The sequence below is a fragment of the Escherichia sp. MOD1-EC6475 genome, from assembly GCF_003046645.1.
Taxonomy (GTDB): Bacteria; Pseudomonadota; Gammaproteobacteria; order Enterobacterales; family Enterobacteriaceae; genus Escherichia; species Escherichia ruysiae.
Map to the genome: position 1 here is coordinate 1 of NZ_PZKQ01000055.1, position 25,607 is coordinate 25,607.

General features: G+C 53.0%; 21 protein-coding genes and 2 tRNA genes. 4 read left to right on the forward strand and 19 right to left on the reverse strand.

Annotation, left to right across the window (positions count from 1 at the left end):
* Positions 1–63 precede the first annotated feature (63 nt).
* From rlmB to nnr, 14 genes are all read right to left on the reverse strand, one after another.
* On the reverse strand, positions 64–795 hold the full coding sequence (rlmB, locus tag A7589_RS17940; protein ID WP_001293282.1) for a 23S rRNA (guanosine(2251)-2'-O)-methyltransferase RlmB: 732 nt from the start codon (positions 793–795) through the stop codon (positions 64–66).
* Between the two features lie 180 nt (positions 796–975).
* Complete coding sequence (rnr, locus tag A7589_RS17950; RefSeq protein WP_000076290.1) at positions 976–3,417, reverse strand: ribonuclease R; 2,442 nt, start codon at positions 3,415–3,417, stop codon at positions 976–978.
* Between the two features lie 38 nt (positions 3,418–3,455).
* Positions 3,456–3,881 (reverse strand): nitric oxide-sensing transcriptional repressor NsrR, encoded by a 426-nt coding sequence (gene nsrR, locus A7589_RS17955; protein WP_001177639.1) that lies wholly within the window; start codon positions 3,879–3,881, stop codon positions 3,456–3,458.
* A gap of 204 nt (positions 3,882–4,085) precedes the next feature.
* On the reverse strand, positions 4,086–5,384 hold the full coding sequence (gene purA / locus A7589_RS17960; protein ID WP_000527955.1) for an adenylosuccinate synthase: 1,299 nt from the start codon (positions 5,382–5,384) through the stop codon (positions 4,086–4,088).
* A 103-nt stretch (positions 5,385–5,487) separates the two neighbouring features.
* Positions 5,488–5,685 (reverse strand): DUF2065 domain-containing protein, encoded by a 198-nt coding sequence (locus A7589_RS17965; protein WP_001089300.1) that lies wholly within the window; start codon positions 5,683–5,685, stop codon positions 5,488–5,490.
* A gap of 81 nt (positions 5,686–5,766) precedes the next feature.
* Entirely contained in the window at positions 5,767–6,771 is a 1,005-nt protein-coding gene (gene hflC / locus A7589_RS17970; RefSeq protein WP_001232411.1) for a protease modulator HflC, read from the reverse strand.
* Between the two features lie 2 nt (positions 6,772–6,773).
* Complete coding sequence (gene hflK / locus A7589_RS17975) at positions 6,774–8,033, reverse strand: FtsH protease activity modulator HflK (protein WP_000312488.1); 1,260 nt, start codon at positions 8,031–8,033, stop codon at positions 6,774–6,776.
* Between the two features lie 86 nt (positions 8,034–8,119).
* Entirely contained in the window at positions 8,120–9,400 is a 1,281-nt protein-coding gene (gene hflX, locus A7589_RS17980) for a ribosome rescue GTPase HflX (RefSeq protein ID WP_000460360.1), read from the reverse strand.
* Between the two features lie 75 nt (positions 9,401–9,475).
* Positions 9,476–9,784 (reverse strand): RNA chaperone Hfq, encoded by a 309-nt coding sequence (hfq, locus tag A7589_RS17985; RefSeq protein WP_001051883.1) that lies wholly within the window; start codon positions 9,782–9,784, stop codon positions 9,476–9,478.
* 85 nt (positions 9,785–9,869) lie between these two features.
* Positions 9,870–10,820 carry a tRNA (adenosine(37)-N6)-dimethylallyltransferase MiaA gene (gene miaA / locus A7589_RS17990; protein WP_001280353.1) on the reverse strand — a complete coding sequence of 317 codons (951 nt, stop codon included), beginning with the start codon at positions 10,818–10,820 and terminating at the stop codon, positions 9,870–9,872.
* A complete protein-coding gene (gene mutL / locus A7589_RS17995; protein ID WP_108188946.1) occupies positions 10,813–12,654 on the reverse strand; it encodes a DNA mismatch repair endonuclease MutL in 1,842 nt (613 codons plus the stop codon). Before mutL ends, miaA begins: the two co-directional genes overlap by 8 nt.
* A 9-nt stretch (positions 12,655–12,663) precedes the next feature.
* Positions 12,664–14,001 (reverse strand): N-acetylmuramoyl-L-alanine amidase AmiB, encoded by a 1,338-nt coding sequence (gene amiB / locus A7589_RS18000; RefSeq protein WP_000990344.1) that lies wholly within the window; start codon positions 13,999–14,001, stop codon positions 12,664–12,666.
* A 17-nt stretch (positions 14,002–14,018) separates the two neighbouring features.
* Positions 14,019–14,480, reverse strand: coding sequence for a tRNA (adenosine(37)-N6)-threonylcarbamoyltransferase complex ATPase subunit type 1 TsaE (gene tsaE / locus A7589_RS18005; RefSeq protein WP_000981975.1), 462 nt, complete (start codon positions 14,478–14,480; stop codon positions 14,019–14,021).
* Positions 14,452–15,999 carry a bifunctional ADP-dependent NAD(P)H-hydrate dehydratase/NAD(P)H-hydrate epimerase gene (gene nnr, locus A7589_RS18010; protein WP_010357233.1) on the reverse strand — a complete coding sequence of 516 codons (1,548 nt, stop codon included), beginning with the start codon at positions 15,997–15,999 and terminating at the stop codon, positions 14,452–14,454. Before nnr ends, tsaE begins: the two co-directional genes overlap by 29 nt.
* Here nnr and queG point away from each other — a divergent pair.
* Positions 15,998–17,137, forward strand: a complete 1,140-nt coding sequence (queG, locus tag A7589_RS18015) for a tRNA epoxyqueuosine(34) reductase QueG (RefSeq protein WP_001294201.1) — start codon at positions 15,998–16,000, stop codon at positions 17,135–17,137. The two genes, nnr and queG, sit on opposite strands and share 2 nt — an antisense overlap.
* Here queG and A7589_RS23090 read toward each other — a convergent pair.
* From A7589_RS23090 to orn, 4 genes are all read right to left on the reverse strand, one after another.
* On the reverse strand, positions 17,120–17,173 hold the full coding sequence (locus A7589_RS23090; RefSeq protein ID WP_180561215.1) for a hypothetical protein: 54 nt from the start codon (positions 17,171–17,173) through the stop codon (positions 17,120–17,122). The two genes, queG and A7589_RS23090, sit on opposite strands and share 18 nt — an antisense overlap.
* Positions 17,174–17,406: 233 nt before the next feature.
* Positions 17,407–17,482: transfer RNA gene (locus A7589_RS18020), tRNA-Gly, on the reverse strand.
* Positions 17,483–17,517: 35 nt separating this feature from the next.
* Positions 17,518–17,593, reverse strand: a tRNA-Gly gene (locus A7589_RS18025).
* Between the two features lie 210 nt (positions 17,594–17,803).
* On the reverse strand, positions 17,804–18,349 hold the full coding sequence (gene orn, locus A7589_RS18030) for an oligoribonuclease (protein ID WP_001295188.1): 546 nt from the start codon (positions 18,347–18,349) through the stop codon (positions 17,804–17,806).
* A gap of 94 nt (positions 18,350–18,443) precedes the next feature.
* Between orn and rsgA the strand changes: the two genes are divergently transcribed.
* The 3 genes from rsgA to mscM all read left to right on the forward strand — a co-directional run bounded on the left by rsgA (position 18,444) and on the right by mscM (position 23,906).
* Positions 18,444–19,496 carry a small ribosomal subunit biogenesis GTPase RsgA gene (rsgA, locus tag A7589_RS18035; RefSeq protein WP_000041984.1) on the forward strand — a complete coding sequence of 351 codons (1,053 nt, stop codon included), beginning with the start codon at positions 18,444–18,446 and terminating at the stop codon, positions 19,494–19,496.
* Between the two features lie 96 nt (positions 19,497–19,592).
* Entirely contained in the window at positions 19,593–20,561 is a 969-nt protein-coding gene (gene asd, locus A7589_RS18040) for an archaetidylserine decarboxylase (protein ID WP_000934944.1), read from the forward strand.
* A gap of 21 nt (positions 20,562–20,582) precedes the next feature.
* Positions 20,583–23,906, forward strand: a complete 3,324-nt coding sequence (gene mscM, locus A7589_RS18045) for a miniconductance mechanosensitive channel MscM (RefSeq protein ID WP_001236820.1) — start codon at positions 20,583–20,585, stop codon at positions 23,904–23,906.
* Between the two features lie 149 nt (positions 23,907–24,055).
* On the opposite strand, the gene yjeM is transcribed toward mscM, so the two are convergent.
* Positions 24,056–25,558, reverse strand: a complete 1,503-nt coding sequence (yjeM, locus tag A7589_RS18050) for a glutamate/gamma-aminobutyrate family transporter YjeM (protein ID WP_010349887.1) — start codon at positions 25,556–25,558, stop codon at positions 24,056–24,058.
* Positions 25,559–25,607: the final 49 nt, after the last annotated feature.

Below are 25,607 nucleotides of genomic sequence, written 5' to 3' on the forward strand. Positions count from 1 at the left end.
TAAGTTGGCAGCATCACCAAAAAAACCATCCAAATATGGATGGTTTTTCATAATTCAGAAGAATTAGCTACGCTGGCGAACTGCTTCAAATAAGCAAATTCCGGTCGCAACCGAAACGTTCAGGGAAGAAACGCTACCTGCCATCGGAATACTAATCAGTTCATCGCAATGTTCACGGGTCAGGCGACGCATACCTTCACCTTCCGCGCCCATCACCAGCGCCAGACGACCGGTCATTTTGCTCTGATAAAGCGTATGATCCGCTTCACCTGCCGTACCGACGATCCAGATGTTCTCTTCCTGCAACATACGCATAGTGCGCGCCAGGTTGGTTACCCGAATCAGCGGGACACTTTCTGCCGCGCCGCAAGCCACTTTTTTCGCCGTGGCGTTGAGTTGAGCGGAGCGATCTTTCGGCACAATCACTGCATGAACGCCAGCGGCGTCAGCACTACGCAGGCACGCACCGAGGTTATGCGGATCGGTTACGCCGTCGAGGATCAGCAGGAACGGTTGATCGAGCGAAGCGATCAGATCCGGGAGATCGTTTTCCTGATACTGACGTCCAGGCTTCACGCGAGCGATAATGCCCTGATGCACGGCACCGTCGCTTTTCTCGTCGAGATATTGGCGGTTTGCCAGCTGGATAACCACGCCCTGGGACTCAAGGGCGTGAATCAGCGGCAACAGACGTTTATCTTCACGGCCTTTTAAAATAAAGACTTCCTGAAAACGTTCAGGGGCGCGCTCCAGCAGGGCCTGCACTGCGTGGATGCCGTAAATCATTTCGCTCATTAATGTACTCGTTGTTTACGTTTTGCCTGATGCGCTACGCTTATCAGGCCTACATGATTCCTGCAATATATTGAATTTGCGTGATTATGTAGGCCGGATAAGGCGTTCACGCCGCATCCGGCATGAACAAAGCGCATTTTGTCAGCAATCTGCCCCTCTTCTGTTTGAAGAGGGTAATGATCACTCTGCCACTTTTTTCTTCGCCGCACGCTTCGCTTTGGTTGCAGCGGCTATTTTCTGCGTTTTCGCCGATGGCTTTTTCGCTTTTTTCGCGTCTTTCTTCGCCGCTTTCGGCTTCGTTTTTTTCTCACCACGGAAGGCGCTGTCTGGCTCAAAGTTTACCTTTTTACCGACCTGACGACGCTTGCCGCCTTTTTTGCCTGCATCGCCTTTTTTCGCTTTCTCGCGCGCCGTTTTACCGACGTTGCGCGGTGCGCGTTCGCTGGAGATCAGGCTAAAGTCGATTTTGCGCTCGTCCATATTAACCGCTTCGACGCGGACTTCCACGCGATCGCCCAGACGATAAGTCTGGCCGCTGGATTCCCCCATCAGGCGTTGTCCGACTTGATCAAAGCGATAGTAGTCGTTGTCCAGCGAAGAGACGTGAACCAGACCATCGATGAATAAGTCATCCAGACGAACAAAGAAACCGAAGCCAGTGACGCTGGAAATTACGCCTTTAAAGACGTTACCTACCTGATCGAGCATGAAGTCACACTTCAGCCAGTCAGCCACATCGCGCGTTGCTTCGTCGGCACGGCGTTCCGCCATCGAACAGTGCTGACCCAGTTGCAGCATCTCTTCCATCGAATAATGGTAGCCACCGGTTTCAGTGGTATTCCCCTGATGCCCCTGCTCTTTCGCCAGCAGATACTTAATGGCACGGTGCAGCGTCAGGTCAGGATAACGACGAATCGGCGAAGTAAAGTGCGCATAGGACTGCAATGCCAGACCGAAGTGACCACGGTTTTCCGGGTCATAAATCGCCTGTTTCATTGAACGCAGCAGCATGGTTTGCAGCATTTCTGCATCAGGACGATCGGCAACCGACTCCAGCAGCTCCGCGTAGTCACGTGGTTCCGGCTTGTTACCACCCGGCAATTCCAGCCCCAGCTCCGCCAGCACTGAACGGAAAGAGGTAATCGCTTCGGTGCTCGGCTTGTCGTGAATACGGAACAGTGCCGGTTCTTTGGCTTTCTCAACGAAACGTGCCGCTGAGATATTCGCCAGAATCATACACTCTTCAATTAATTTGTGCGCGTCGTTACGCTGAGTCTGTTCGATACGTTCAATACGACGTTCGGCGTTGAAAATGAACTTCGCTTCTTCGCTCTCAAACGAGATCCCGCCGCGCTCTTCACGGGCTTTATCCAGCACTTTATAGAGGTTATGCAACTCTTCGAGATGCTTAACCAGCGGGGCGTACTGCTCGCGCAGATCCTGATCGCCCTGCAGAATATGCCAGACTTTGGTGTAGGTCAGACGCGCGTGAGAGCTCATCACCGCTTCGTAGAATTTGTAGCCAGTCAGGCGACCTTTCGACGAAATCGTCATCTCGCACACCATACACAGGCGGTCTACCTGTGGGTTGAGCGAACACAGGCCGTTAGAGAGCACTTCCGGCAGCATCGGGATAACCTGCGACGGGAAGTAGACCGACGTACCACGGTTACGCGCTTCTCTGTCCAGCGGCGTTGGCGGACGCACATAGTAACTGACGTCGGCAATTGCGACCCATAAACGCCAGCCGCCGCCGCGTTTTTTCTCGCAGTAAACTGCATCGTCAAAGTCACGGGCGTCTTCGCCATCAATGGTGACCAGCGGTAAATCGCGCAGATCGACACGACCCGCTTTTGCTTCTTCCGGCACTTCTTCTTTCAGTCCGGCAACCTGTTGCTCAACGGCCTGTGGCCAGATGTACGGGATTTCATGGGTGCGCAGAGCGATATCAACCGCCATGCCGGTGCCCATATTATCGCCAAGCACTTCGACGATTTTACCCACCGCTTTGGTACGGCGAGTCGGGCGTTGGGTCAGTTCGACCACCACCACAAAGCCCATCCGCGCGCCCATGATCTGATCTGGCGGGATTAAGATATCGAAGCTCAGACGGCTGTCGTCAGGAACCACAAAGCCGACGCCCGCTTCGGTAAAGTAGCGACCAACAATCTGGCTGGTTTTTGGCACCAGTACGCGGACAATACGCGCTTCACGGCGACCTTTACGGTCAGCGCCCAGCGGCTGCGCCAGCACCTGATCGCCATGAATGCAGGTTTTCATCTGCTCGCTGGAGAGATACAAATCATCTTTACGTCCTTCAACCCGCAGAAAGCCGTAGCCATCACGGTGACCAATAACTGTACCTTTCACCAGGTCGAGGCGTTCCGGCAGCGCATAGCACTGACGGCGAGTGAAGACCAGTTGACCGTCGCGCTCCATCGCGCGTAGGCGGCGGCGCAGGCCTTCAAGCTGCTCTTCGCCTTCAATGTGCAGTTCAACCGCCAGCTCATCACGGCTGGCCGGTTTTTCACGTTTGGTTAAATGTTCGAGGATAAATTCCCGACTAGGGATGGGATTCGCGTATTTTTCAGCTTCGCGTTCCTGGAAAGGATCTTGTGACATCTCGGTTCCTCCGTTGTCATCTCTGATGAAGATTTTCGTCACTCCACCAGCAATAATTTATAAAGCGGTTGATTCTCTTCAACCAAATCGGCAAGCGTGTAGTTATCCAGTTCCGTAAGAAAACTTTGCACGGCCTTAGAAAGTGCCTGTTTCAACCGACAGGCAGGTGTTATGTGGCAAAACTCGCTGCTGCAATTCACCAGCGATAAGGGTTCCAGCTCGCGCACCACATCACCAATACGTATCGCACTCGCTGGTTTACCCAGGCGAATGCCGCCATTTTTTCCACGAACAGCAGTCACGTAGCCGGCACGACTAAGTTGATTGATTATTTTGACCATATGATTACGGGAGACGCCGTAGACGTCAGTCACTTCAGAAATACTGGTCATCCGCCCTTCTGGCAATGACGCCATGTAGATCAGCGCACGTAATCCGTAATCAGTGAAACTCGTTAACTGCACATCAACCTCAAAAGGGAAATCGGGAAAAAATACATTTACATTGATGATAAACCAGCCACAAGCTGTGTCGCTAATTTATTTCAGTTTGGGGAAGGAAAAAAGCGAGGATTTAACACTGCGTCGGAAAGCGTAATGGCTTACTCGACGCAGTAATGTATCACACTGCTAGCCCAGCAGGCAAAATATCTGTCGGGCACACCAGAATTACGCGTCGAACGGGTCGCGCAGAATCATGGTTTCAGTACGATCCGGACCGGTAGAGATGATATCGATCGGCACACCAGTCAGCTCTTCGATACGCTTGATGTAGTTCAGCGCCGCCTGCGGCAGGCCGCTACGATCTTTCACGCCGAAGGTGGATTCAGACCAGCCCGGCATGGTTTCGTAAATCGGCTCTACACCTTTCCAGTCGTCAGCTGCCAGCGGAGTGGTGGTCACTTCGCGACCATCCGGCATACGGTAAGCCACGCAGAGTTTCACCTCTTTCAGACCATCCAGTACGTCCAGTTTGGTCAGGCAGAAGCCAGACAGGGAGTTCAGCTGTACCGCACGACGAACGGCAACAGTGTCCAGCCAGCCGGTACGACGACGACGACCTGTAGTTGCGCCGAATTCGTTACCCTGCTTGCAGAGGAACTCGCCAGTTTCATCAAACAGTTCAGTCGGGAACGGACCTGCACCCACACGAGTGGAGTAAGCTTTGAGGATACCCAGAACGTAATCAACATAACGCGGGCCCAGGCCGGAACCGGTCGCCACGCCACCAGCAGTGGTGTTGGAAGAAGTTACGTACGGATAAGTACCGTGGTCGATATCCAGCAGCGTACCCTGCGCACCTTCAAACATGACGAAATCGCCACGCTGACGCGCCTGGTCGAGCAGATCAGAAACGTCAACAACCATAGAAGTCAGGATGTCGGCAACAGCCATCGTATCATCCAGAACTTTCTGGTAATCAACCGCTTCAGCTTTGTAGTAGTTAACCAACTGGAAGTTGTGATATTCCATCACTTCTTTCAGTTTTTCAGCGAAGGTTTCTTTGTCGAAAAGGTCGCCAACACGCAGACCGCGACGTGCAACTTTATCTTCATAAGCAGGCCCGATACCACGACCCGTGGTGCCGATCGCTTTCGCGCCACGCGCTTTCTCACGTGCGTTATCCAGCGCAACGTGATAATCAAGGATCAGCGGACATGCCTCAGACAGCAGCAGACGCTCACGAACGGGGATGCCACGGTCTTCCAGTTCTTTCATCTCTTTCATCAGCGCAGCCGGAGACAGCACAACACCGTTACCGATGATGCTGGTTACATTCTCGCGGAGAATACCTGATGGAATAAGATGGAGAACGGTTTTTTCACCGTTGATTACGAGAGTATGGCCTGCGTTGTGACCGCCCTGGTAGCGTACAACATATTTAGCCCGTTCAGTCAGAAGATCGACGATCTTACCTTTACCTTCGTCACCCCATTGGGTGCCCAGTACGACGACGTTGTTACCCATTTTTCAAAATCACCGTTTGCTTAAAAATGGATTCTACCATCGCTTTTTCAGAGTTACAGCACTTTTTGCATCCAAAAATGACCTTAATCAGTCTGTTTTTTGTTCAGCCAATCGTTTTCCTCAACATGTAGTAGACCACAACGCCCGCAACCACAAGTCCCCCACCAAAACGACGTAAAATATTATCGGGCAAATTGGTCATCGCAGAGATCATCTTCTTCCATGCCTGCGGGTAAAGCATCGGCCCTAAACCTTCCAGCACCAAAACCAGGGCAAGCGCCAGCCAGATTGTCGAATTCATTCATTATCCTTATAGAAAAAGAAAACCACCGACATCCCTGAGGATGCGGTGGCTTTATTGACCTGTACCGCAGTCGTTATCTTAACGTGTCGCGGAGCTCGGCGTCTTCATGTAGCGGAAGAAATCGCTGTCCGGGCTCATGACCATCACGTCCTGATTACCGGAGAAGCTATTCTCGTAGGCACGCAGGCTACGGATGAATGCGTAGAAGTCCGGATCTTTGCTGAATGCATCAGCAAACAGTTTGGCAGCTTCAGCGTCGCCTTCACCGCGCATGATACGACCCTGACGCTCTGCTTCTGCCAGCGTTCTGGTCACTTCATAGTCGGCAGTCGCGCGCAGTTTCTCCGCTTCTTCCTGACCTTGTGAACGGTGACGACGCGCTACCGCTTCACGCTCGGCGCGCATACGGTTGTAGATCGCTTCAGACACTTCGGTCGGCAGGTTGATCTGCTTAATACGCACATCGACAACTTCAATACCCAGCGCCGCCATACTGTTCGGGTTGATGACCGGAACTTTGCCCTTCGTCTCAGCCGTTACGCGCTCTGCCGCTTCGGCAATGGCGTTATCTGCTGCTGGGGTAGTAACTTCATCTTCTGTACCCGCAGAACCAGAGTTCAGCGCGTCACGCACTTCCAGGGTCAGACGACCACGGGAATCGGTGACGATGTCTTTCACGTCCAGGCGACCAATTTCAGAACGCAGACGGTCAGAGAACTTACGTTTCAACAGCACTTCCGCTTGCGAAATGTCGCCACCGCCCGTTGCCAGGTAGTAACGGCTGAAATCGCTGATGCGCCATTTGATGTAAGAATCGACGATCAGGTCTTTCTTCTCTTTGGTCACAAAGCGGTCGGCCTGGTTGTCCATGGTTTGAATACGCGCGTCGAGCATTTTCACCGTTTCAATGAACGGTATCTTGAAATGCAGACCCGGCTCATAAACCAGAGGTTTGTTGTCATCATCACGCAGTACCTTACCAAAACGCAGCGTAATACCGCGCTCACCTTCTTTGACGACAAAGACAGACATGTAAAGCACTACCAGCACGATGATGATAATCGCGATAACTGACTTACGCATCGTTATTCCCCCTGACGCTGGTAGTCGTTACGCTGCGCGTTGGCGCGGCGTTGGTCCATAATATCGCCCTGACTGGTGGACGATGTGTTGCTTGCCCCACTGGTTGTGGAGGAAGAGGCTGGCGGCAGACGCAGCAGATTGCTGGCACCGTTATCGCTCTTCGCCGCAGGGGCGTTACCCCCTTTCAGCATCTGGTCTAACGGCAGAACCATCAGGTTGCCACCTTTGTCGTTAACCAGCACTTTGCGGGTATTGCCCAACACTTTTTCCATCGTCTCGATATACAGACGCTCGCGAGTAATTTCCGGCGCGGCTTTATATTCCGGCAGAAGCTTAGCAAAGCGCGCGACCTCACCCTGGGCTTCCAGGATAGTCTGAGCCTTGTACGCACGCGCCTCTTCGAGGATACGTTGCGCCTGACCGTTCGCACGCGGCTGAACTTCGTTGGTATACGCTTCTGCTTCACGAATGTATTGCTGTTCGTTTTCACGCGCGGCAATCGCATCGTCAAACGCCGCTTTTACTTCTTCCGGCGGACGAGCAGCCTGGAAGTTGACGTCCAGCAGCGTGATACCCATGTCATACGGGCGGATAGTCTCTTCCAGTTCGCGCTGAGTATCGCTACGAATCACGGTACGACCTTCCGTCAGAATGCGGTCCATGGTGTATTTACCGATAACCCCACGCAGGGCGCTGTCGGTAGCCTGACGCAAACTGTCATCCGGGCTGGTTACGCTATACAGGTATTTTTCCGGATTGGTGACGCGGTACTGCACGTTCATCTCAACGCGCACTACGTTCTCGTCCGACGTCAGCATCACACCAGAAGCTGCCAGTTCACGCACGGCTTCCACGTTCACCGGTTTTACTTCGTCGATAAACGTCGGTTTCCAGTTCAGACCCGGCTCAACCAGATGGCTGAATTTACCAAAGCGTGTTACCACGCCGCGTTCGGCTTCTTTAATGGTGTAGAAACCACTGGCCGCCCAAATAATGACAATCGCTGCCGCTGCGATGGTAACGACACGACCGCCAAGCTGCGGGCGCGGGCCTTGCGATGAACTGCCACCGCCAGATCCAGTGCCTTTACCGCCGCCCAGACCACCGAGCTTTTTGCTCAGTTTACGGAAGATATCATCTAAATCAGGTGGCCCTTGATCGCGACCGCCTTTGTTTCCATTTCCCTCAGAGTTGCCGCCAGGTTTGCTGCTTCCCCACGGGTCGCGGTCTTGTCCGTTATTACCGGGCTGATTCCACGCCATGTTTGTGCTCCATATTTGTTATGCGGTGATCCCTGTTGTCTTTCGACGCCAGAGGATATGACTCCACGCTTCAGACGCTTTGCCGGTTAGATCAGGTAATCGATCAACGCCGGTTCTTGTTTACAGAGGCGACGCCAGTCAACGATCGGCATACGAACTTGCAGACTTACACTGCCGTCCTCCTCCATCCACTCTTTTTCTATTGCCTGAAGCTGATAAAAACGACTTCTCAGACGCCCTTCCTGCGGCGGCAGACGCAATGTATGCTGCGCCACCTCACCGGAAAGCCGCTCCGTCAAAGCCTGAAAAAGCTGTGGTATCCCCGCTCCGGTCTGCGCAGAAAGCCAGACACGGATCGGTTTGTTCTCTTCGTCCCGATCAATACGCGGTTCGAAATCTTCCAGCATATCGATCTTATTCATCACCAGCAGGGTTGGGATCTCGTGAGCATCGATCTCTTCAAGAACCGTATTCACCGCTTCGATGTTTTCTTGTACACGCACATCTGCCGCATCAATGACGTGCAGCAGCAATGTGGCTTGCCGCGTCTCTTGTAACGTGGCTTTAAACGCCGCCACCAGATCGTGCGGTAAGTGGCGAATAAACCCTACGGTATCTGCCAGCACGGTTTCACCGACATCCGCGACGTCAATACGCCGCAATGTCGGATCGAGGGTGGCAAACAACTGGTCTGCCGCATAGACCCGTGCTTCGGTAATGCGATTGAAAAGGGTAGATTTACCGGCGTTGGTATATCCCACCAGCGAAACAGTAGGAACGTCGGCTTTGATACGCGATTGCCGCCCCTGCTCACGCTGCTTTTCAACTCTTTCCAGGCGCGACTGTATCTGCACGATGCGATTACGCAACAAACGACGGTCGGTTTCGAGCTGGGTTTCACCCGGACCACGCAAACCGATCCCGCCTTTCTGTCTTTCAAGGTGGGTCCAGCCACGCACCAGGCGCGTAGCCAGATGGCGCAGCTGCGCCAGCTCAACCTGCAACTTACCCTCATGGGTACGCGCACGTTGGGCGAAAATATCTAAAATAAGGCCGGTGCGGTCGATGACACGACACTCGCACAAACGCTCCAGGTTACGCTCTTGCGCTGGGCTCAGGGCATGGTCAAAAAGAACGACCGAAGCACCCGTCGCTTTGACAGCTTCCGCAATTTCAACTGCTTTACCTTCACCTACAAAATACTTTGGGTGTGGCGCTTTACGGCTACCGGTAATCACCTGCAATGCTTCGACACCGGCGGAAGAAACCAGAGATTCAAACTCCTGGAGGTCTTCCATATCTTTGTCTTGCGTAAAATAGATGTGTACCAGCACCGCCTGCTCACCAGCATCATAACGGTCAAACAAGCGTAAAACCCTCTAAATAGATCAGCGGGGAACGCAGGATCGCTGGCTCCCCGTGTAAAAAAACAGCCCGAAACCTTATTCGGTTTCTTCGCTGTCCTGTTGCGCGGAAGTATTCTGCGCGCTGCTACCATGATGGTAGTTACTGCTCGTACCGCCACCGGCGTTGTTACTGTGATGAGAAACCGGACGAGACGGGACAACAGTAGAAATCGCGTGCTTATAAACCATCTGGCTGACCGTGTTTTTCAACAGGATCACGAACTGATCAAAAGACTCGATTTGTCCTTGCAGCTTAATACCATTCACCAAATAAATAGAAACTGGAACACGTTCCCGACGCAGTGCGTTCAGGAACGGATCTTGTAAAGATTGCCCCTTAGCCATTCTCTCTTTTCCTTATATGCTTATTTGTACTTTGAACCTTTCGATTCTGAAAAAATTGCGCACGATACGTCTCAATTGTACACATTCAGCCTGCGATAGCACCAACAACCTGTAATACTTCGTCACGCGCCTGTTCTGGTTTTTCACTGTCAAGCCAGTGAACCCCTTCCCAACCACGCAGCCAGGTTATCTGCCGCTTCGCCAACTGTCTCGTGGCGCAAACACCTCGATAAACCATTTCATCGTATGAGATTTCGCCTTCAAGGTAAGACCACATCTGGCGATAACCCACGCAACGAATGGAAGGCAAATCCGTATGCAAATCTCCTCGGGCAAAAAGCGCCCGGACTTCTGCTTCAAAACCTGAAGCTAACATCTGATGAAAACGCTGCTCAATTCGTTGATGGAGCAGTTCACGGCTCGCCGGGGCGATGGCGAACTGATGCACCTGATACGGTAGAGCGTCTCCTGACGTTTGCGTCAGTTCCGTTAAAGTTTTACCCGAAATGAAAAAAACTTCCAGTGCCCGGGAAAGCCTTTGTGGATCATTTGGATGAATCCTTGCTGCCGCAACAGGATCGATCTCCTGCAGTTGACGATGCAATGACTCCCAACCTTGCTCTGCCGCTTGTTGCTCAATTCTGGCTCGTACTTCCGGGTCCGCCGACGGTAGCGGCGACAACCCCTCCAGTAACGCCTTGAAATACAACATAGTACCGCCCACTAACAGCGGGATCCGCCCCGCCGTCGTGATATCGGCCATTTCCGCCAACGCATCGCGACGAAAATCAGCAGCCGAATAAGCCTGCGACGGATCGCGAATATCCAGCAATCGGTGCGGCGCGGCGAGTAACTCTTCAGCGTTCGGCTTCGCCGTCCCGATATCCATCCCTTTGTAAATAAGGGCAGAATCAACGCTTATCAACTCTACTGGTAAAATTTTACGCAGCTCAATGGCTAACGCCGTTTTACCGGAGGCCGTCGGCCCCATCAAAAAAATTGCCTTAGGCAGGCTCGCCTTACTGATATCACTCATCTTTCAGGGCTTTTATCGCCGGATGTAAATCAACAGATTGTAACAGACCACCCGGCGGCGTTTTCACAAGCTGCGGACATAACCGTTCTACATCCGCCAGCAGGGTAATAGCCTGAGCCATTGACCACTGCGTGTGTTCGCTCATCAGATTTCGTGCAATCCACTGCGCAATATTGCCAGGTTCGAATACGGACTGCTTCGCCAGGTAGCCTATCAGTTCAGGAATCAAGATTTGTAAATTTTGTTGGCGTAAGGGTAAAGGCACGGCTCTGATGGTCACATGCTGCGCATCAGACTGAAATTCAATGCCTAACTCCGCCAGAGCAGACTGCGCTTTTTCTAATGCCGATTTTTCTTCACCAGAGACTTTTAACCGCAACGGAATAAGCAACGGCTGAGCGCAAACTGGCGATTCCCCCGGCGTCAGTTGCACCTGACGCAGCCAGCGTTCCGCTACCGCCAGGGCTAAAAGTGAAATGTTGCCGTCGCGCTCCAGCAGCGCACAGTCGGAATGGACAATAGTCAGCACCCGACCAAAGCTTTGACCATTCGATGCCAGCGTAAGTTCCTGAGGTTCTGGCGCTTTTGGTTTGAGCGTCGGCGCAGGCGTTTGCAAAAGCTGGCGATACACTTCACCTTGCTGTTTCTGGTAGCCCGGTTGCGCGTTCGGCCAGGGAGCAGACTGGCGACTACCTGATGCTGGCGCAGGAGTGTAGCGTGGAGCTACCGGCTCACGAACTGCCGGTTCTGCAAAATGATTACGCCCTGCGGCTACGCGGTTTTCCGGGATGGCGCGCGGTGCAGGTTGTGGTTCATCATCCAGCGGCGTTTCCAGTTGCTGTTGTAGCACGCTCAGCACACCCTGATAGATAAAGTCATGCACCAGACGCGACTGATGGAAACGCACTTCGTGTTTGGCGGGGTGCACGTTGACATCCACCTGATGCGGGTCGATCTCCAGATACAGCACAAACGCCGGTTGCTGATCGGCACCCAGTTTGTCTTCGCAGGCCTGGCGGATCGCATGATTGATCAAGCGATCGCGCATCATGCGTCCATTCACGTAGCAATACTGAATTTCCGCCAGTGTGGGCGTGGTGTGATTCGGATCTGCCACCCAGCCGCGCAGCGTGAGATCGCCGTGCTGCCATTCAATCGCCAGCGCATGTTCGAGAAAAGCGGTGCCACAAATCGCCCCTAAACGGCGCTCTTTTTGCCCGCCTTCCGGCACTGCGCGGTACTGGCGCACAATTTTACCGTTATGCGACAAGTTGATAGTGACGTCAAAACGTGCCAGCGCAATGCGGCGGATGATTTCATCAATATGGTTAAATTCGGTTTTCTCGGTGCGCAAGAATTTGCGCCGCGCCGGGGTGTTGTAGAACAGATCCAGCACCTCCAGCGTCGTTCCCACCGGATGCGCCGCCGGTTTAACCGTCACGTCCATATCGCGCCCTTCGGCATAAGCCTGCCAGGCTTCCTGCTGTTCCGCAGTGCGCGAAGTGAGCGTCAGGCGGGAAACCGAACTGATACTCGCCAGCGCCTCACCGCGAAAGCCCAGGCTGATAATGGCTTCGAGATCGTCCAGAGAGGCGATCTTACTGGTGGCATGACGAGCCAGCGCCAGCGCCAGCTCATCTTTTTTGATACCGCAGCCGTTATCACGAATGCGGATAAGTTTCGCCCCACCGCGTTCGATATCAATATCGATACGCGTCGCACCCGCATCGAGGCTGTTTTCCACCAGTTCTTTAACTACCGACGCAGGTCGCTCGACCACCTCACCTGCGGCAATCTGATTCGCCAGTTGTGGCGGTAAGACCTGAATTGGCATCAATAATCCTTAGTTTGGCAGCGTGCGATCTGGCGTCGTCACCGTACTGGCAGTTTGTGCCGTTGCACCCTGCGGCGCAGACTGCATCGGATGCGCAAGGAAGTAATTGCGCAGGCCTTTGTAAATGGCTTCTGCCAGCTGTTGTTGGTAATCGTCGCTCGCCAGCAAACGTTCTTCGCTGTTGTTGCTGATAAAACCGGTTTCGACCAGTACTGACGGGATATCCGGCGAACGCAGAACACCAAGGCTGGCATGTTCTGGTCGACGTTTATGAATTTCGCCAATGCGTTGCAACTGGCTGATCATACTGGTCGCCACATCATACCCTACCCGCTGGGAATGACCGAACTGTAAATCCAGCACCGCCTGGCTTAAATACGGGTCAGACTGACTGTTCGCCAGCACATCGCCTGCCCCGCCCAGCAGCTCCGACTGTTTCTCGTGCTGTTCCAGCCAGCTTGCCATTTCACTGTTTGCACGACGGTTAGAGAGCACCCACACGGAAGCGCCGGTAGCACTGCGGTTCGGTGCGGCATCAGCGTGAATCGACACAAGGAAATTGGCGTTTTGCTTACGTGCCACATCGCTGCGCCCCATCACCGAGATAAAGTAATCCCCGTCACGGGTTAAAACACCCTTAAACATCGGATCATCATTGAGCAAAGTACGCAATTTACGCGCGATGGCGATGGTGACATTTTTCTCCCGCGTACCGCCAGGGCCGATAGCGCCAGGATCCTGGCCGCCGTGTCCGGCATCAATAGCGATGACAATTTTATCGCCAGTGTTAGCCGTCGCGCGCGCTGCCGGACGCGTCACCGTATTGCTACTGATGACACCCGTAGCCCGGTTGCTCTCGGTTTTAAACGGATTGCGCGCCGGTTCGCTGACGCGCGGTGCAACAACGGCTGGCGTTTCAACACGTTTAGCAACCACTGGCGGCGGAGGAGGCGGTGGCGGCGCATCGACGTTAATCGTAAAGACAACGGTGTAATTGCTACCATTCTGCCGCTTCACCGCTTCGGTTTTACCGTTTTCGGTGAGATCCACCACCAAACGCAGCGTTTGCGCATCTTTTGGCGTTCCAGAGCGAATCGCCTTCACCAGATTATTACCACTGAACAACAACGGCAGCCCCTGAATCACGCCCGTCTGTTTGATATCGAGCGCCACGGTGCGTTTGCTTTGATGGCTAAATGCATAGTCAGGATCGCCAATAAAACTTAACGTTATCCGCGCCTGTTGACTGCCATTAGAAACCTGAATATCAGAGAGCGTAGCGGCGCCAGCCTGCGCGCACAGCAGCACCAACGTCGCTACCAACCAATTTCTGATGCGATACATCATCCCGCCACCTTCAAAGGTTAACCGGCTAAACGCGCCAGCAACAATTCACCCGCAGAGGAGACCGCACTCACGCACGCCTCACGGCCTTGTGCCTGATAATCAATGTGTATTTCGACATCCGGGTCAGGAAGAACACCTGTACCTTGTTGTGGCCACTCCACCAGGCAGATGGCATCGTTGGCAAAATAATCGCGGATCCCCATAAACTCCAGCTCCTCGGGATCGGCAAGGCGGTACAAATCAAAGTGATAAACCATTAAGTTGTCGAGCGTATAGGGTTCGACCAGCGTATAAGTGGGGCTTTTGACATTACCCTGATGACCCAGAGCCTGTAAAAAGCCCCGGCTAAAGGTGGTTTTACCTGCGCCTAAATCGCCATACAGATAGATTACGGTTGCGCCATCGCAGGCTTTGGCTACCCGCTCGCCCAGGTCTAATGTTGCCTGCTCATCAGGGAGCGGAATTACTCGATTCATCATGGTTTTTATCAGTCACTTCCGGGTTAACAATACGCTGTAGCGTGGAAAAGAGATCGGTTGCCAGCATCCCGCGCGTACCAAAACGCGCCGCCAGCACGTCAGCCGCCGCGCCGTGTGCGATACATCCAGCACAGGCGGCATCATATGGCGACAGTTTTTGCCCAAGCAATGCACCAATAATACCAGAGAGCACATCGCCCATGCCGCCAGTGGCCATGCCTGCATTCCCGGCATCAATAATGCCTAAGTCATCAGGGTTTGCTGCGACCACTGTTCCGGCACCTTTCAGCACCGCTACGCCGCCATAACGTTGTACCAGACGTTGGGCGCAATGTAAGCGGTCACTTTCAATTTCAGCGACGGAACAGCCCAACAACCGTGCGGCCTCGCCAGGATGCGGCGTGATCACGCGATTGTGACGCTTATCGGGATTGATTGCCAGCAGGTTCAATGCATCGGCATCCCACAACATCGGTTTGCGAAAATTCTCCACTTTTTGCAGGGCTTTTTTCCCCCACTCTTGCTGGCCCAGACCGGGACCAATCACCACAACATCGGCCCATTCCAGGCTTTCAGTAAGAGAGTCCATAGTCAGTTCGTGCACCATCAATTCCGGACGTGCGGTCAGCAGCGGCGCAATGTTTTCGCTGCGGGTCAGCACTCTGACTAAACCGGCTCCAGCACGCAGCGCCGCTTCTCCCGCCATACGAATAGCCCCTGCCGTGCCGTGATCGCCACCGATAATCACCAGCCGCCCATGATCGCCTTTATGCGAAGACGGGCGACGCGGTTTCAGCCAGTGAGAAAGTTGTTCTGCAGAAAACCGCTGAATTTTCGTCTCCTGACTTGCCAGCCAACAGTCCAGTCCCAGCGAGTCAAAATGCAGTTGCCCGGTAACATCCCGTGCTTTGCCGGTTAACAAACCTGGTTTCAGCGCAATAAAAGTGATGGTTTGATCGGCGTTGATCACCGCGCCTGGCGCGGCTCCGGTTTGTGCCAGCAGGCCGGAAGGGATATCAATCGCCACAATCGGCGCAGGACAGGAATTAGCATGGTCGATTAATTGGCTAATAGATTCGCGGGGCGCTTGCTGCAAGCCTGTGCCGAGCAGCGCATCAACAATCAACTCCACCGACTCGGGCCAGACAATATTCGAGGCATGGATCTCGCCTCCCGCGTTTAACCATGCTTCGCGTGCCAGAGCAGCCTCTTCCGGTAACGGTTTGTCGCTCTCCTGGGCCAGTAACGTAACCTCAATACCGACCGCTTTTGCCAGCCGCGCGACCACGTAGCCATCGCCGCCGTTATTGCCATGACCGCACAGCACCAGCCAGTGGCGGGCGTCAGGATAAGCCAAACGACACACCTGAAACGCGGCTTCACCCGCGCGAAGCATCAGCTCATAGAGCGTTAGCCCCAGCGCGTCTGCCGCTTCGCGTTCACCACGTCGGATATCGTCGGCGTGCCAGACGGTGTGTGGTATACTTACGGGGTTTTTCTTCATTGTATGGTCCGTCATGTCAGAGCCCCTCGATCTCAATCAGTTAGCGCAAAAAATTAAACAGTGGGGGCTGGAACTGGGCTTTCAGCAGGTGGGTATTACCGACACCGATCTCAGCGATTCCGAGCCAAAACTGCAAGCATGGCTGGACAAACAATACCATGGCGAAATGGACTGGATGGCACGTCACGGTATGCTGCGCGCCCGCCCCCACGAGTTATTGCCCGGTACGCTGCGCGTGATCAGCGTGCGGATGAATTACCTGCCTGCCAACGCCGCATTTGCCAGCACGCTGAAAAATCCCAAACTCGGCTATGTTAGCCGTTATGCGCTGGGCCGTGATTATCACAAACTTCTGCGCAACCGACTCAAAAAGCTGGGCGAGATGATTCAACAACATTGTGTTTCGCTGAATTTTAGACCGTTTGTCGATTCTGCGCCTGTTCTTGAGCGCCCGCTGGCTGAAAAAGCGGGACTTGGCTGGACAGGTAAGCACTCACTTATCCTCAATCGCGAAGCCGGTTCGTTCTTCTTTTTAGGCGAGCTGCTGGTTGATATTCCGTTACCTGTGGATCAACCGGTCGAGGAAGGATGCGGTAAATGCGTAGCCTGTATGACGATTTGCCCGACCGGCGCCATCGTCGAGCCATATACCGTAGATGCTCGCCGCTGCATTTCTTATCTGACGATAGAACTGGAAGGGGCAATCCCGGAAGAGTTACGCCCGTTAATGGGAAACCGTATTTACGGTTGCGATGATTGCCAGCTTATCTGCCCGTGGAATCGCTATTCGCAACTGACAACTGAAGACGATTTCAGCCCACGCAAACCATTACACGCACCGGAACTCATTGAGTTATTCGCCTGGAGCGAAGAGAAGTTTTTAAAAATAACAGAAGGTTCAGCGATTCGCCGTATAGGCCACCTGCGCTGGCTGCGTAATATCGCCGTAGCATTAGGCAATGCCCCCTGGGATGAAGCGATTCTGGCGGCGCTGGAAAGTCGTAAAGGTGAGCATCCACTTCTTGATGAACACATAGCGTGGGCGATTGCGCAGCAAATCGAGCGACGAAATGCCTGCGTGGTTGAGGTTCAACTACCGAAAAAACAGCGTCTTGTTCGGGTGATTGAAAAGGGCTTACCACGCGACGCCTAATTCATCCACAGCTTGTGAATAAAAATAAAAACGTATTGCAATTCAAGCCGGAAAAAATCGTCAAGCGATCAATGCGACAAATCGAAACCTTAATTTTCAATTTAAATATCAACACGTTAAGAATTTACTATTCACCGTGCGAAGTTTTTCTGAAATTAAGATTACAGCCTGAACCTGTGGATAACTCTGTTTACAAGAGTTTGTCAGAGACAACAAAAACCAGCAATAACGCATCGCGTCGCTGTGGATAGTTTATTGAGAGGAGAATTTGGAGCGGGAAACGAGACTCGAACTCGCGACCCCGACCTTGGCAAGGTCGTGCTCTACCAACTGAGCTATTCCCGCTTGGGTAGCCTGTGCTTTACAGCACCTTCAAATTTTGGAGCGGGAAACGAGACTCGAACTCGCGACCCCGACCTTGGCAAGGTCGTGCTCTACCAACTGAGCTATTCCCGCGTACTACTTAATTTTTGCTTTCGTAATTTCGCATTTCTGCGTCGTTACGGGAGGCGCATTATACGAGAAATCTTTCCCTCTGCAACCCCCCTAAAAATTTTTTTTTGAGTTTTTATCTCAAGTGCTGAAATTATCAGCAAGACGTTCAATTTAGCGCCAAACCCACGCCGCCGCAAGTGGAATCCGGCGGTTACGTGACCAGGAAAAATTTTACAGCTTGATAAAATGTTCGCGGTAGTAAGCCAGCTCCGCCACCGATTCACGGATATCATCCATCGCCTGATGCGTCCCCTGCTTGGTAAAACCATCAAGAATTTCCGGCTTCCAGCGGCGCGCCAGCTCTTTCAGGGTGCTGACATCAAGATAACGGTAGTGGAAGTAGGCTTCCAGCTCCGGCATGTATTTAAACAGGAAGCGACGGTCCTGACCGATGCTGTTACCGCAAATCGGCGATTTTCCCGCAGGCACCCACTGTTTTAAAAATTCGAGCGTTGCCAGCTCAGCTTCCCGATCGCCCATCGTGCTCGCTTTCACGCGCTCCACCAGCCCGCTGGCGGTATGGGTACGGACATTCCAGTCATCCATCAGCGCCAGCTGTTCATCGGACTGATGTACTGCAATGGTCGGCCCTTCTGCCAGAATATTCAGGTTGGCATCGGTCACCAGCGTGGCAATCTCAATAATGCGATCGCGCTCGGGATCCAGACCGGTCATCTCAAGATCGATCCAAATCAGGTTGTTTTCATTGGCACTCATGCTATTTTCCACCCATTCACAGTGACTATATTGATCCACAATTGCGTGTATCATAGATGTTTTGCCCATCAGGGGCGACCAGGAGTCAGTACGATTGAGTAAAAATAAACTCTCCAAAGGCCAACAGCGCCGTGTGAACGCCAATCACCAGCGTCGTCTTAAAACGTCTAAGGAGAAGCCCGACTACGACGACAATCTGTTTGGCGAGCCTGATGAAGGTATCGTCATCAGCCGTTTTGGTATGCACGCTGATGTGGAATCCGCAGACGGCGAAGTTCACCGCTGCAATATTCGCCGTACCATCCGTTCGCTGGTAACCGGCGATCGCGTGGTCTGGCGTCCGGGTAAACCAGCGGCAGAAGGCGTAAATGTCAAAGGGATCGTGGAAGCGGTGCATGAGCGCACCTCGGTGTTGACGCGCCCGGATTTCTACGACGGCGTGAAACCTATTGCCGCCAACATCGACCAGATTGTCATTGTCTCCGCTATTTTGCCGGAGCTGTCGCTCAATATTATCGACCGTTACCTGGTGGCCTGCGAAACCTTGCAGATTGAACCGATTATCGTGCTCAACAAGATAGACCTGCTGGACGACGAAGGCATGGCATTCGTCAACGAGCAGATGGATATTTATCGCAACATCGGTTATCGCGTATTGATGGTTTCCAGCCATACTCAGGATGGGCTGAAACCGCTGGAAGAGGCGTTGACCGGGCGCATCAGCATTTTTGCCGGACAGTCCGGCGTCGGCAAATCCAGTCTGCTTAACGCGCTGCTGGGGCTGCAAAAAGAGATCCTGACCAACGATGTCTCGGACAACTCCGGTCTCGGTCAGCACACCACCACTGCTGCCCGGCTGTATCACTTTCCGCACGGCGGCGATGTCATTGATTCCCCTGGCGTACGTGAATTTGGCCTCTGGCATCTGGCACCGGAACAAATCACTCAAGGCTTTGTCGAATTTCATGATTACTTAGGCCTGTGTAAATATCGCGATTGCAAACACGATACCGATCCGGGCTGCGCAATCCGTGAAGCGGTTGATGAGGGGAAAATCGCGGAAACTCGTTTCGAAAACTATCACCGTATTCTGGAAAGCATGGCGCAGGTAAAAACGCGTAAAAACTTTTCTGATACGGATGACTGACAATTAAGCTAACCGTCGTTAGAATCGTCCCCTTTTTTTCAGGATCCGGCATGAACGCCGGATCAGGAACGACAAAACAATGGCCTGGAGGCTACCTTGTTAAATTCATTTAAACTTTCGCTACAGTACATTCTGCCAAAACTATGGCTTACTCGCCTGGCGGGTTGGGGCGCAAGCAAGCGGGCAGGATGGCTGACAAAACTGGTTATCGATCTGTTCGTTAAATACTACAAGGTCGACATGCAAGAGGCACAAAAGCCGGACACCGCCAGTTACCGCACCTTTAACGAATTTTTTGTCCGTCCGTTGCGTGACGAAGTACGCCCAATCGATACCGATCCAAATGTCCTGGTCATGCCTGCCGATGGCGTTATTAGCCAGTTAGGTAAAATCGAAGAAGATAAAATCCTGCAAGCCAAAGGCCACAACTACAGCCTCGAAGCCCTGCTGGCGGGTAACTACCTGATGGCGGATCTTTTCCGCAATGGTACGTTTGTGACCACTTACCTCTCCCCGCGTGACTACCACCGCGTACATATGCCGTGCAACGGCATTCTGCGGGAGATGATCTACGTGCCGGGCGATCTCTTCTCCGTTAACCATCTCACCGCTCAGAACGTGCCGAATCTGTTTGCCCGCAACGAACGCGTAATCTGCCTGTTCGATACCGAATTTGGCCCGATGGCGCAGATTCTGGTCGGTGCGACGATTGTTGGCAGCATTGAGACGGTCTGGGCGGGCACCATTACGCCGCCGCGCGAAGGCATCATCAAACGCTGGACCTGGCCTGCAGGGGAAAACGACGGCTCCGTGGCACTGCTGAAAGGCCAGGAAATGGGTCGCTTTAAACTCGGCTCTACCGTTATCAACCTGTTTGCACCGGGTAAAGTGAATCTGGTTGAGCAACTGGCAAGCCTTTCTGTCACTAAGATTGGTCAGCCACTGGCAGTATCTACCGACCCCTTTGTTACCCCAGAAGCTGAACCTGCCCCGCTTCCTGCTGAAGAGATCCAGGCAGAACACGACGCCAGCCCATTGGTTGACGACAACAAAGACCAGGTCTAATCCATCAAAGGAAACGCTGACGTGCGCCTGATTATCACTTTTCTGATGGCCTGGTGCCTCAGTTGGGGGGCGTACGCCGCGACGGCCCCCGATAGCAAACAAATCACCCAGGAACTGGAGCAGGCAAAAGCGGCGAAACCCGCGCAGCCAGAAGTCGTAGAGGCGCTCCAGTCTGCCTTAAATGCGCTTGAGGAGCAAAAAGGCTCCCTTGAGCGCATCAAGCAATATCAGCAAGTTATCGATAATTACCCCAAACTCTCCGCTACTCTGCGCGCGCAGTTGAACAACATGCGTGATGAGCCGCGCAGCGTGTCGCCGGGGATGTCTACCGACGCGCTGAATCAGGAAATTCTCCAGGTCAGCAGTCAATTGCTGGATAAAAGCCGTCAGGCTCAGCAAGAACAGGAGCGCGCCCGCGAGATTGCGGATTCGCTGAATCAACTGCCGCAACAGCAAACCGACGCCCGCCGCCAGTTGAATGAAATCGAGCGTCGTCTCGGGACACTTACGGGAAATAGTCCACTTAATCAGGCGCAAAATTTCGCGTTGCAGGCCGACTCCGCGCGTTTGAAATCATTGGTCGATGAGCTCGAACTGGCACAACTTTCCGCCAATAACCGTCAGGAACTGGCGCGTCTGCGTTCGGCACTGGCAGAAAAAGAGAGTCAACAACTGGATGCGTATTTGCAGGCATTGCGTAACCAGTTGAATAGCCAACGCCAGCTTGAGGCTGAACGGGCACTCGAAAGCACTGAATTACTGGCAGAAAGCAGTGCCGATTTGCCGAAAGATATCGTCGCTCAATTCAAAATTAACCGCGAACTGTCGGCGGCGTTGAATCAGCAGGCGCAGCGGATGGATCTCGTCGCTTCACAGCAACGTCAGGCTACCAGCCAGACGTTGCAGGTTCGGCAGGCGCTGAATACGCTACGTGAACAATCACAATGGCTGGGTTCGTCAAACCTGCTCGGCGAAGCACTGCGGGCGCAGGTGGCACGGCTGCCAGAAATGCCCAAACCGCAGCAACTAGATACTGAAATGGCGCAGTTGCGCGTGCAACGGTTACGTTATGAGGATCTCCTCAATAAACAGCCGCTGCTACGGCAAATCCATCAGGCCGACGGTCAACCACTTACCGCCGAACAAAACCGTATTCTTGAAGCACAATTGCGTACTCAGCGTGAGTTACTGAACTCCTTACTCCAGGGTGGCGACACGCTACTGCTTGAACTGACCAAGCTGAAAGTCTCCAACGGACAACTGGAAGATGCGCTGAAAGAGGTCAATGAAGCGACGCACCGCTATCTGTTCTGGACCTCTGACGTGCGCCCGATGACCATCGCCTGGCCGCTGGAGATCGCTCAGGATCTGCGCCGTCTGATCTCGCTGGACACCTTCAGCCAGTTAGGTAAAGCCACCATGATGATGCTGACCAGCAAAGAGACGATTTTGCCGCTGTTTGGCGCGTTGATTCTGGTCGGTTGCAGTATTTACTCGCGCCGCTATTTCACCCGTTTTCTTGAACGTTCGGCAGCGAAAGTCGGCAAAGTCACCCAGGATCACTTCTGGCTGACGTTGCGCACCCTTTTCTGGTCGATTCTCGTCGCATCACCGCTGCCAGTGCTGTGGATGACGCTGGGTTACGGCTTGCGCGAGGCGTGGCCTTATCCGCTGGCGGTAGCGATTGGCGATGGCGTAACGGCCACCGTGCCGCTGCTGTGGGTAGTGATGATTTGTGCCACCTTTGCCCGCCCGAACGGCTTGTTTATCGCTCATTTTGGCTGGCCGCGCGAACGGGTTTCCCGTGGGATGCGCTACTATCTGATGAGCATCGGGCTTATTGTGCCGCTGATTATGGCGCTGATGATGTTCGATAATCTCGACGACCGCGAGTTTTCCGGTTCGCTGGGACGTCTTTGCTTTATCCTCATTTGCGGTGCACTGGCGGTAGTCACACTCAGCCTGAAAAAAGCCGGTATCCCGCTGTATCTCAACAAAGAAGGTAGCGGTGACAACATTGCTAACCATATGTTGTGGAACATGATGATTGGCGCACCGCTGGTCGCTATTCTCGCCGCAGCGGTGGGTTATCTGGCAACGGCGCAAGCTCTGCTGGCAAGGCTGGAAACATCGGTCGCCATCTGGTTCCTGTTGCTGGTGGTTTATCATGTTATCCGCCGCTGGATGCTGATCCAGCGACGCAGGCTGGCGTTTGACCGGGCGAAGCATCGCCGGGCAGAGATGTTAGCGCAACGTGCGCGTGGCGAAGAAGAAGCGCATCATCACAGTAGCCCGGAAGGGGCAATTGAAGTCGATGAAAGCGAAGTCGATCTCGATGCTATCAGCGCACAATCCTTACGGCTGGTGCGTTCAATCCTGATGCTGATCGCCCTGCTTTCGGTCATTGTGCTGTGGTCGGAAATCCATTCCGCTTTTGGCTTCCTCGAAAATATTTCGCTATGGGATGTCACATCCACAGTGCAGGGCGTGGAAAGTCTGGAACCGATTACCCTCGGTGCGGTGCTGATTGCCATTCTGGTGTTTATTATCACCACGCAGCTGGTGCGCAACCTGCCCGCGCTGCTGGAGCTGGCGATTTTGCAGCACCTCGATTTAACGCCGGGTACGGGCTACGCCATCACCACCATCACCAAATATCTGCTGATGCTGATTGGCGGGCTGGTCGGCTTCTCGATGATTGGTATTGAGTGGTCGAAATTGCAGTGGCTGGTCGCTGCGCTCGGTGTTGGTCTCGGCTTTGGTTTGCAGGAGATTTTCGCCAACTTTATCTCTGGCCTGATTATCCTGTTCGAAAAACCGATTCGCATTGGCGATACGGTGACAATTCGCGATCTCACCGGTAGCGTGACGAAAATTAACACCCGTGCCACCACCATCAGCGACTGGGACCGTAAAGAGATTATTGTGCCAAACAAGGCGTTTATTACTGAGCAGTTTATCAACTGGTCGCTCTCTGACTCAGTCACACGCGTGGTGTTGACGATTCCGGCTCCTGCCGATGCCAACAGTGAAGAAGTGACGGAGATCCTGCTAACCGCAGCACGCCGCTGTTCGCTGGTAATCGACAATCCGGCGCCGGAAGCCTTCCTGGTGGATCTGCAACAGGGGGTTCAGATTTTCGAATTGCGTATTTACGCCGCTGAAATGGGACACCGGATGCCGCTGCGCCATGAGATCCACCAGTTGATTCTGGCAGGCTTCCACGCCCACGGTATTGATATGCCATTCCCGCCCTTCCAGATGCGTCTGGAAAGCCTGAACGGTAAACAAACGGGAAGAACATTAACTTCTGCGGGTAGACGTCGCCAGGCGGGAAGTTTGTAATGTGTGAAGCTGCCAAATGACGCCAACGTGGCTAATTTAGCAGCTTAGCATCATCTTCAGTTATCTCCGGCTCCGGAGAGTATCATCCATAACGCATTTCTTCCTGACAACTCATCGCCGGACTGGCGATGAGTTGTTATTGCAGACAATCAATCTAAAGTTAACTCAGGCTGACTCGCCATGCGGCTGCAATAGTTCTGGTAAATCGCCATCGCTAACAGAGAGAAGAAGACAGGGCCGCCAATCATCCACAATGTGCTGTCCCAGTCTCCGGCCTCAACCACTGGCTGGATGATGGTGAAGACGTTCGCAAAAGTCACCACCAGTACAACAACCACAGTCGCGATCATTGCCGACATATGCGTTTTGAAAATCACAAACGGTCTGTCGAGATCCTGACGCGCTTTAAAGAACGGGAAAGCCAGCGCGAGGAACAGATACGGAATGGTCATGGAAACGTTCGCCATCAGCGTCAGCTTGTTAAAGAATGCCGATGCGGTGCCGCCGCCAAAGGAAACCAGCAGGATGAAGACAGTAACCAACCCACACTGCATCCACATGGCAATGGACGGCATCCCCATGGCGTTCAGGCGCGTCATCGGCTCCGGCCACAAGGCTTTCGGCGTTCCCTGGATGATTGCTTTCAGTGGTGAATAGCAGAGCGTAAAGAACGCACCGGTGTAAGCGAGGAACATGGAAAGTCCGGTAATACGCGCAAACCATACGCCCAGCGACAATGACGCTTCAGGTGATAAGTGCAGCGCGTTACCCAGCGACATCCCCAGGCTCTTCATCAGCACATAGGTAATATTGCCGAGGTTAACAGAACCATTACTTAATACCTGCTGCCAGTTAGTGCTGACGCCCCATAAGAATATTGCCAACGAATAACCGATTGAAATAACAATAGCGGCAAAAACAATACCTTTAGCAAAGTTCTTTTCTGGGTTTTCCGTTTTATCTACCAGTCCACCTACAGCCTCAATTCCGCCATAAGCAAAAATGGCAAATACGACAAAAGATAACATCGCCAGTCCGGACTGATATCCCGGATTCGGTGATGCCAGGAAATTAATATCTTGCGCGAAATGCCCACCATTTAATAACAAAATAGTAATGCTTACTAACAGCAATACTAAATTAAGACACATTACTGCAATACCACCCACCGCAGTAATACGGGCAATTTTATTAATCCCTTTCGAGGCAACGACGGTAACCAGAATCATCCATGCTACAGCCAGCAGCCCAACCACCTGCGTAGGCTCAAGCCCAGCAATGCGCCAGTGCTGGGTCATATCGCTACCATAGAGGAAAGTAGAAAACGGCACCCAGACTTTAGCGGAGGTACTCACCATCCAAATGATATAAGAGGAAAACCACATAAATGTGCCGATGAAAGCAAAACGTGGTCCAACGCTATTATTCATCCAGGAATAGATACCGCCTTCTTCTTTGCGATAGGCAGCCCCCATTTCAGCCATCATTAAGGCGAATGGAATAAAGAATAATAATGCAGAAAATATATACCACGGAATCGCACTATATCCCATTAAATAATAAGCCGAAGGGCTATTCGCAAAACCGAATACTGAAGTAAAGATCATCAGTATGAGTCCAATTAGACTCATCTTTTTTATCGTGTGAGGCATGAAATCATCCTTCATTTCAGCGCGCATATTAAACGCGCCAACTAACTGC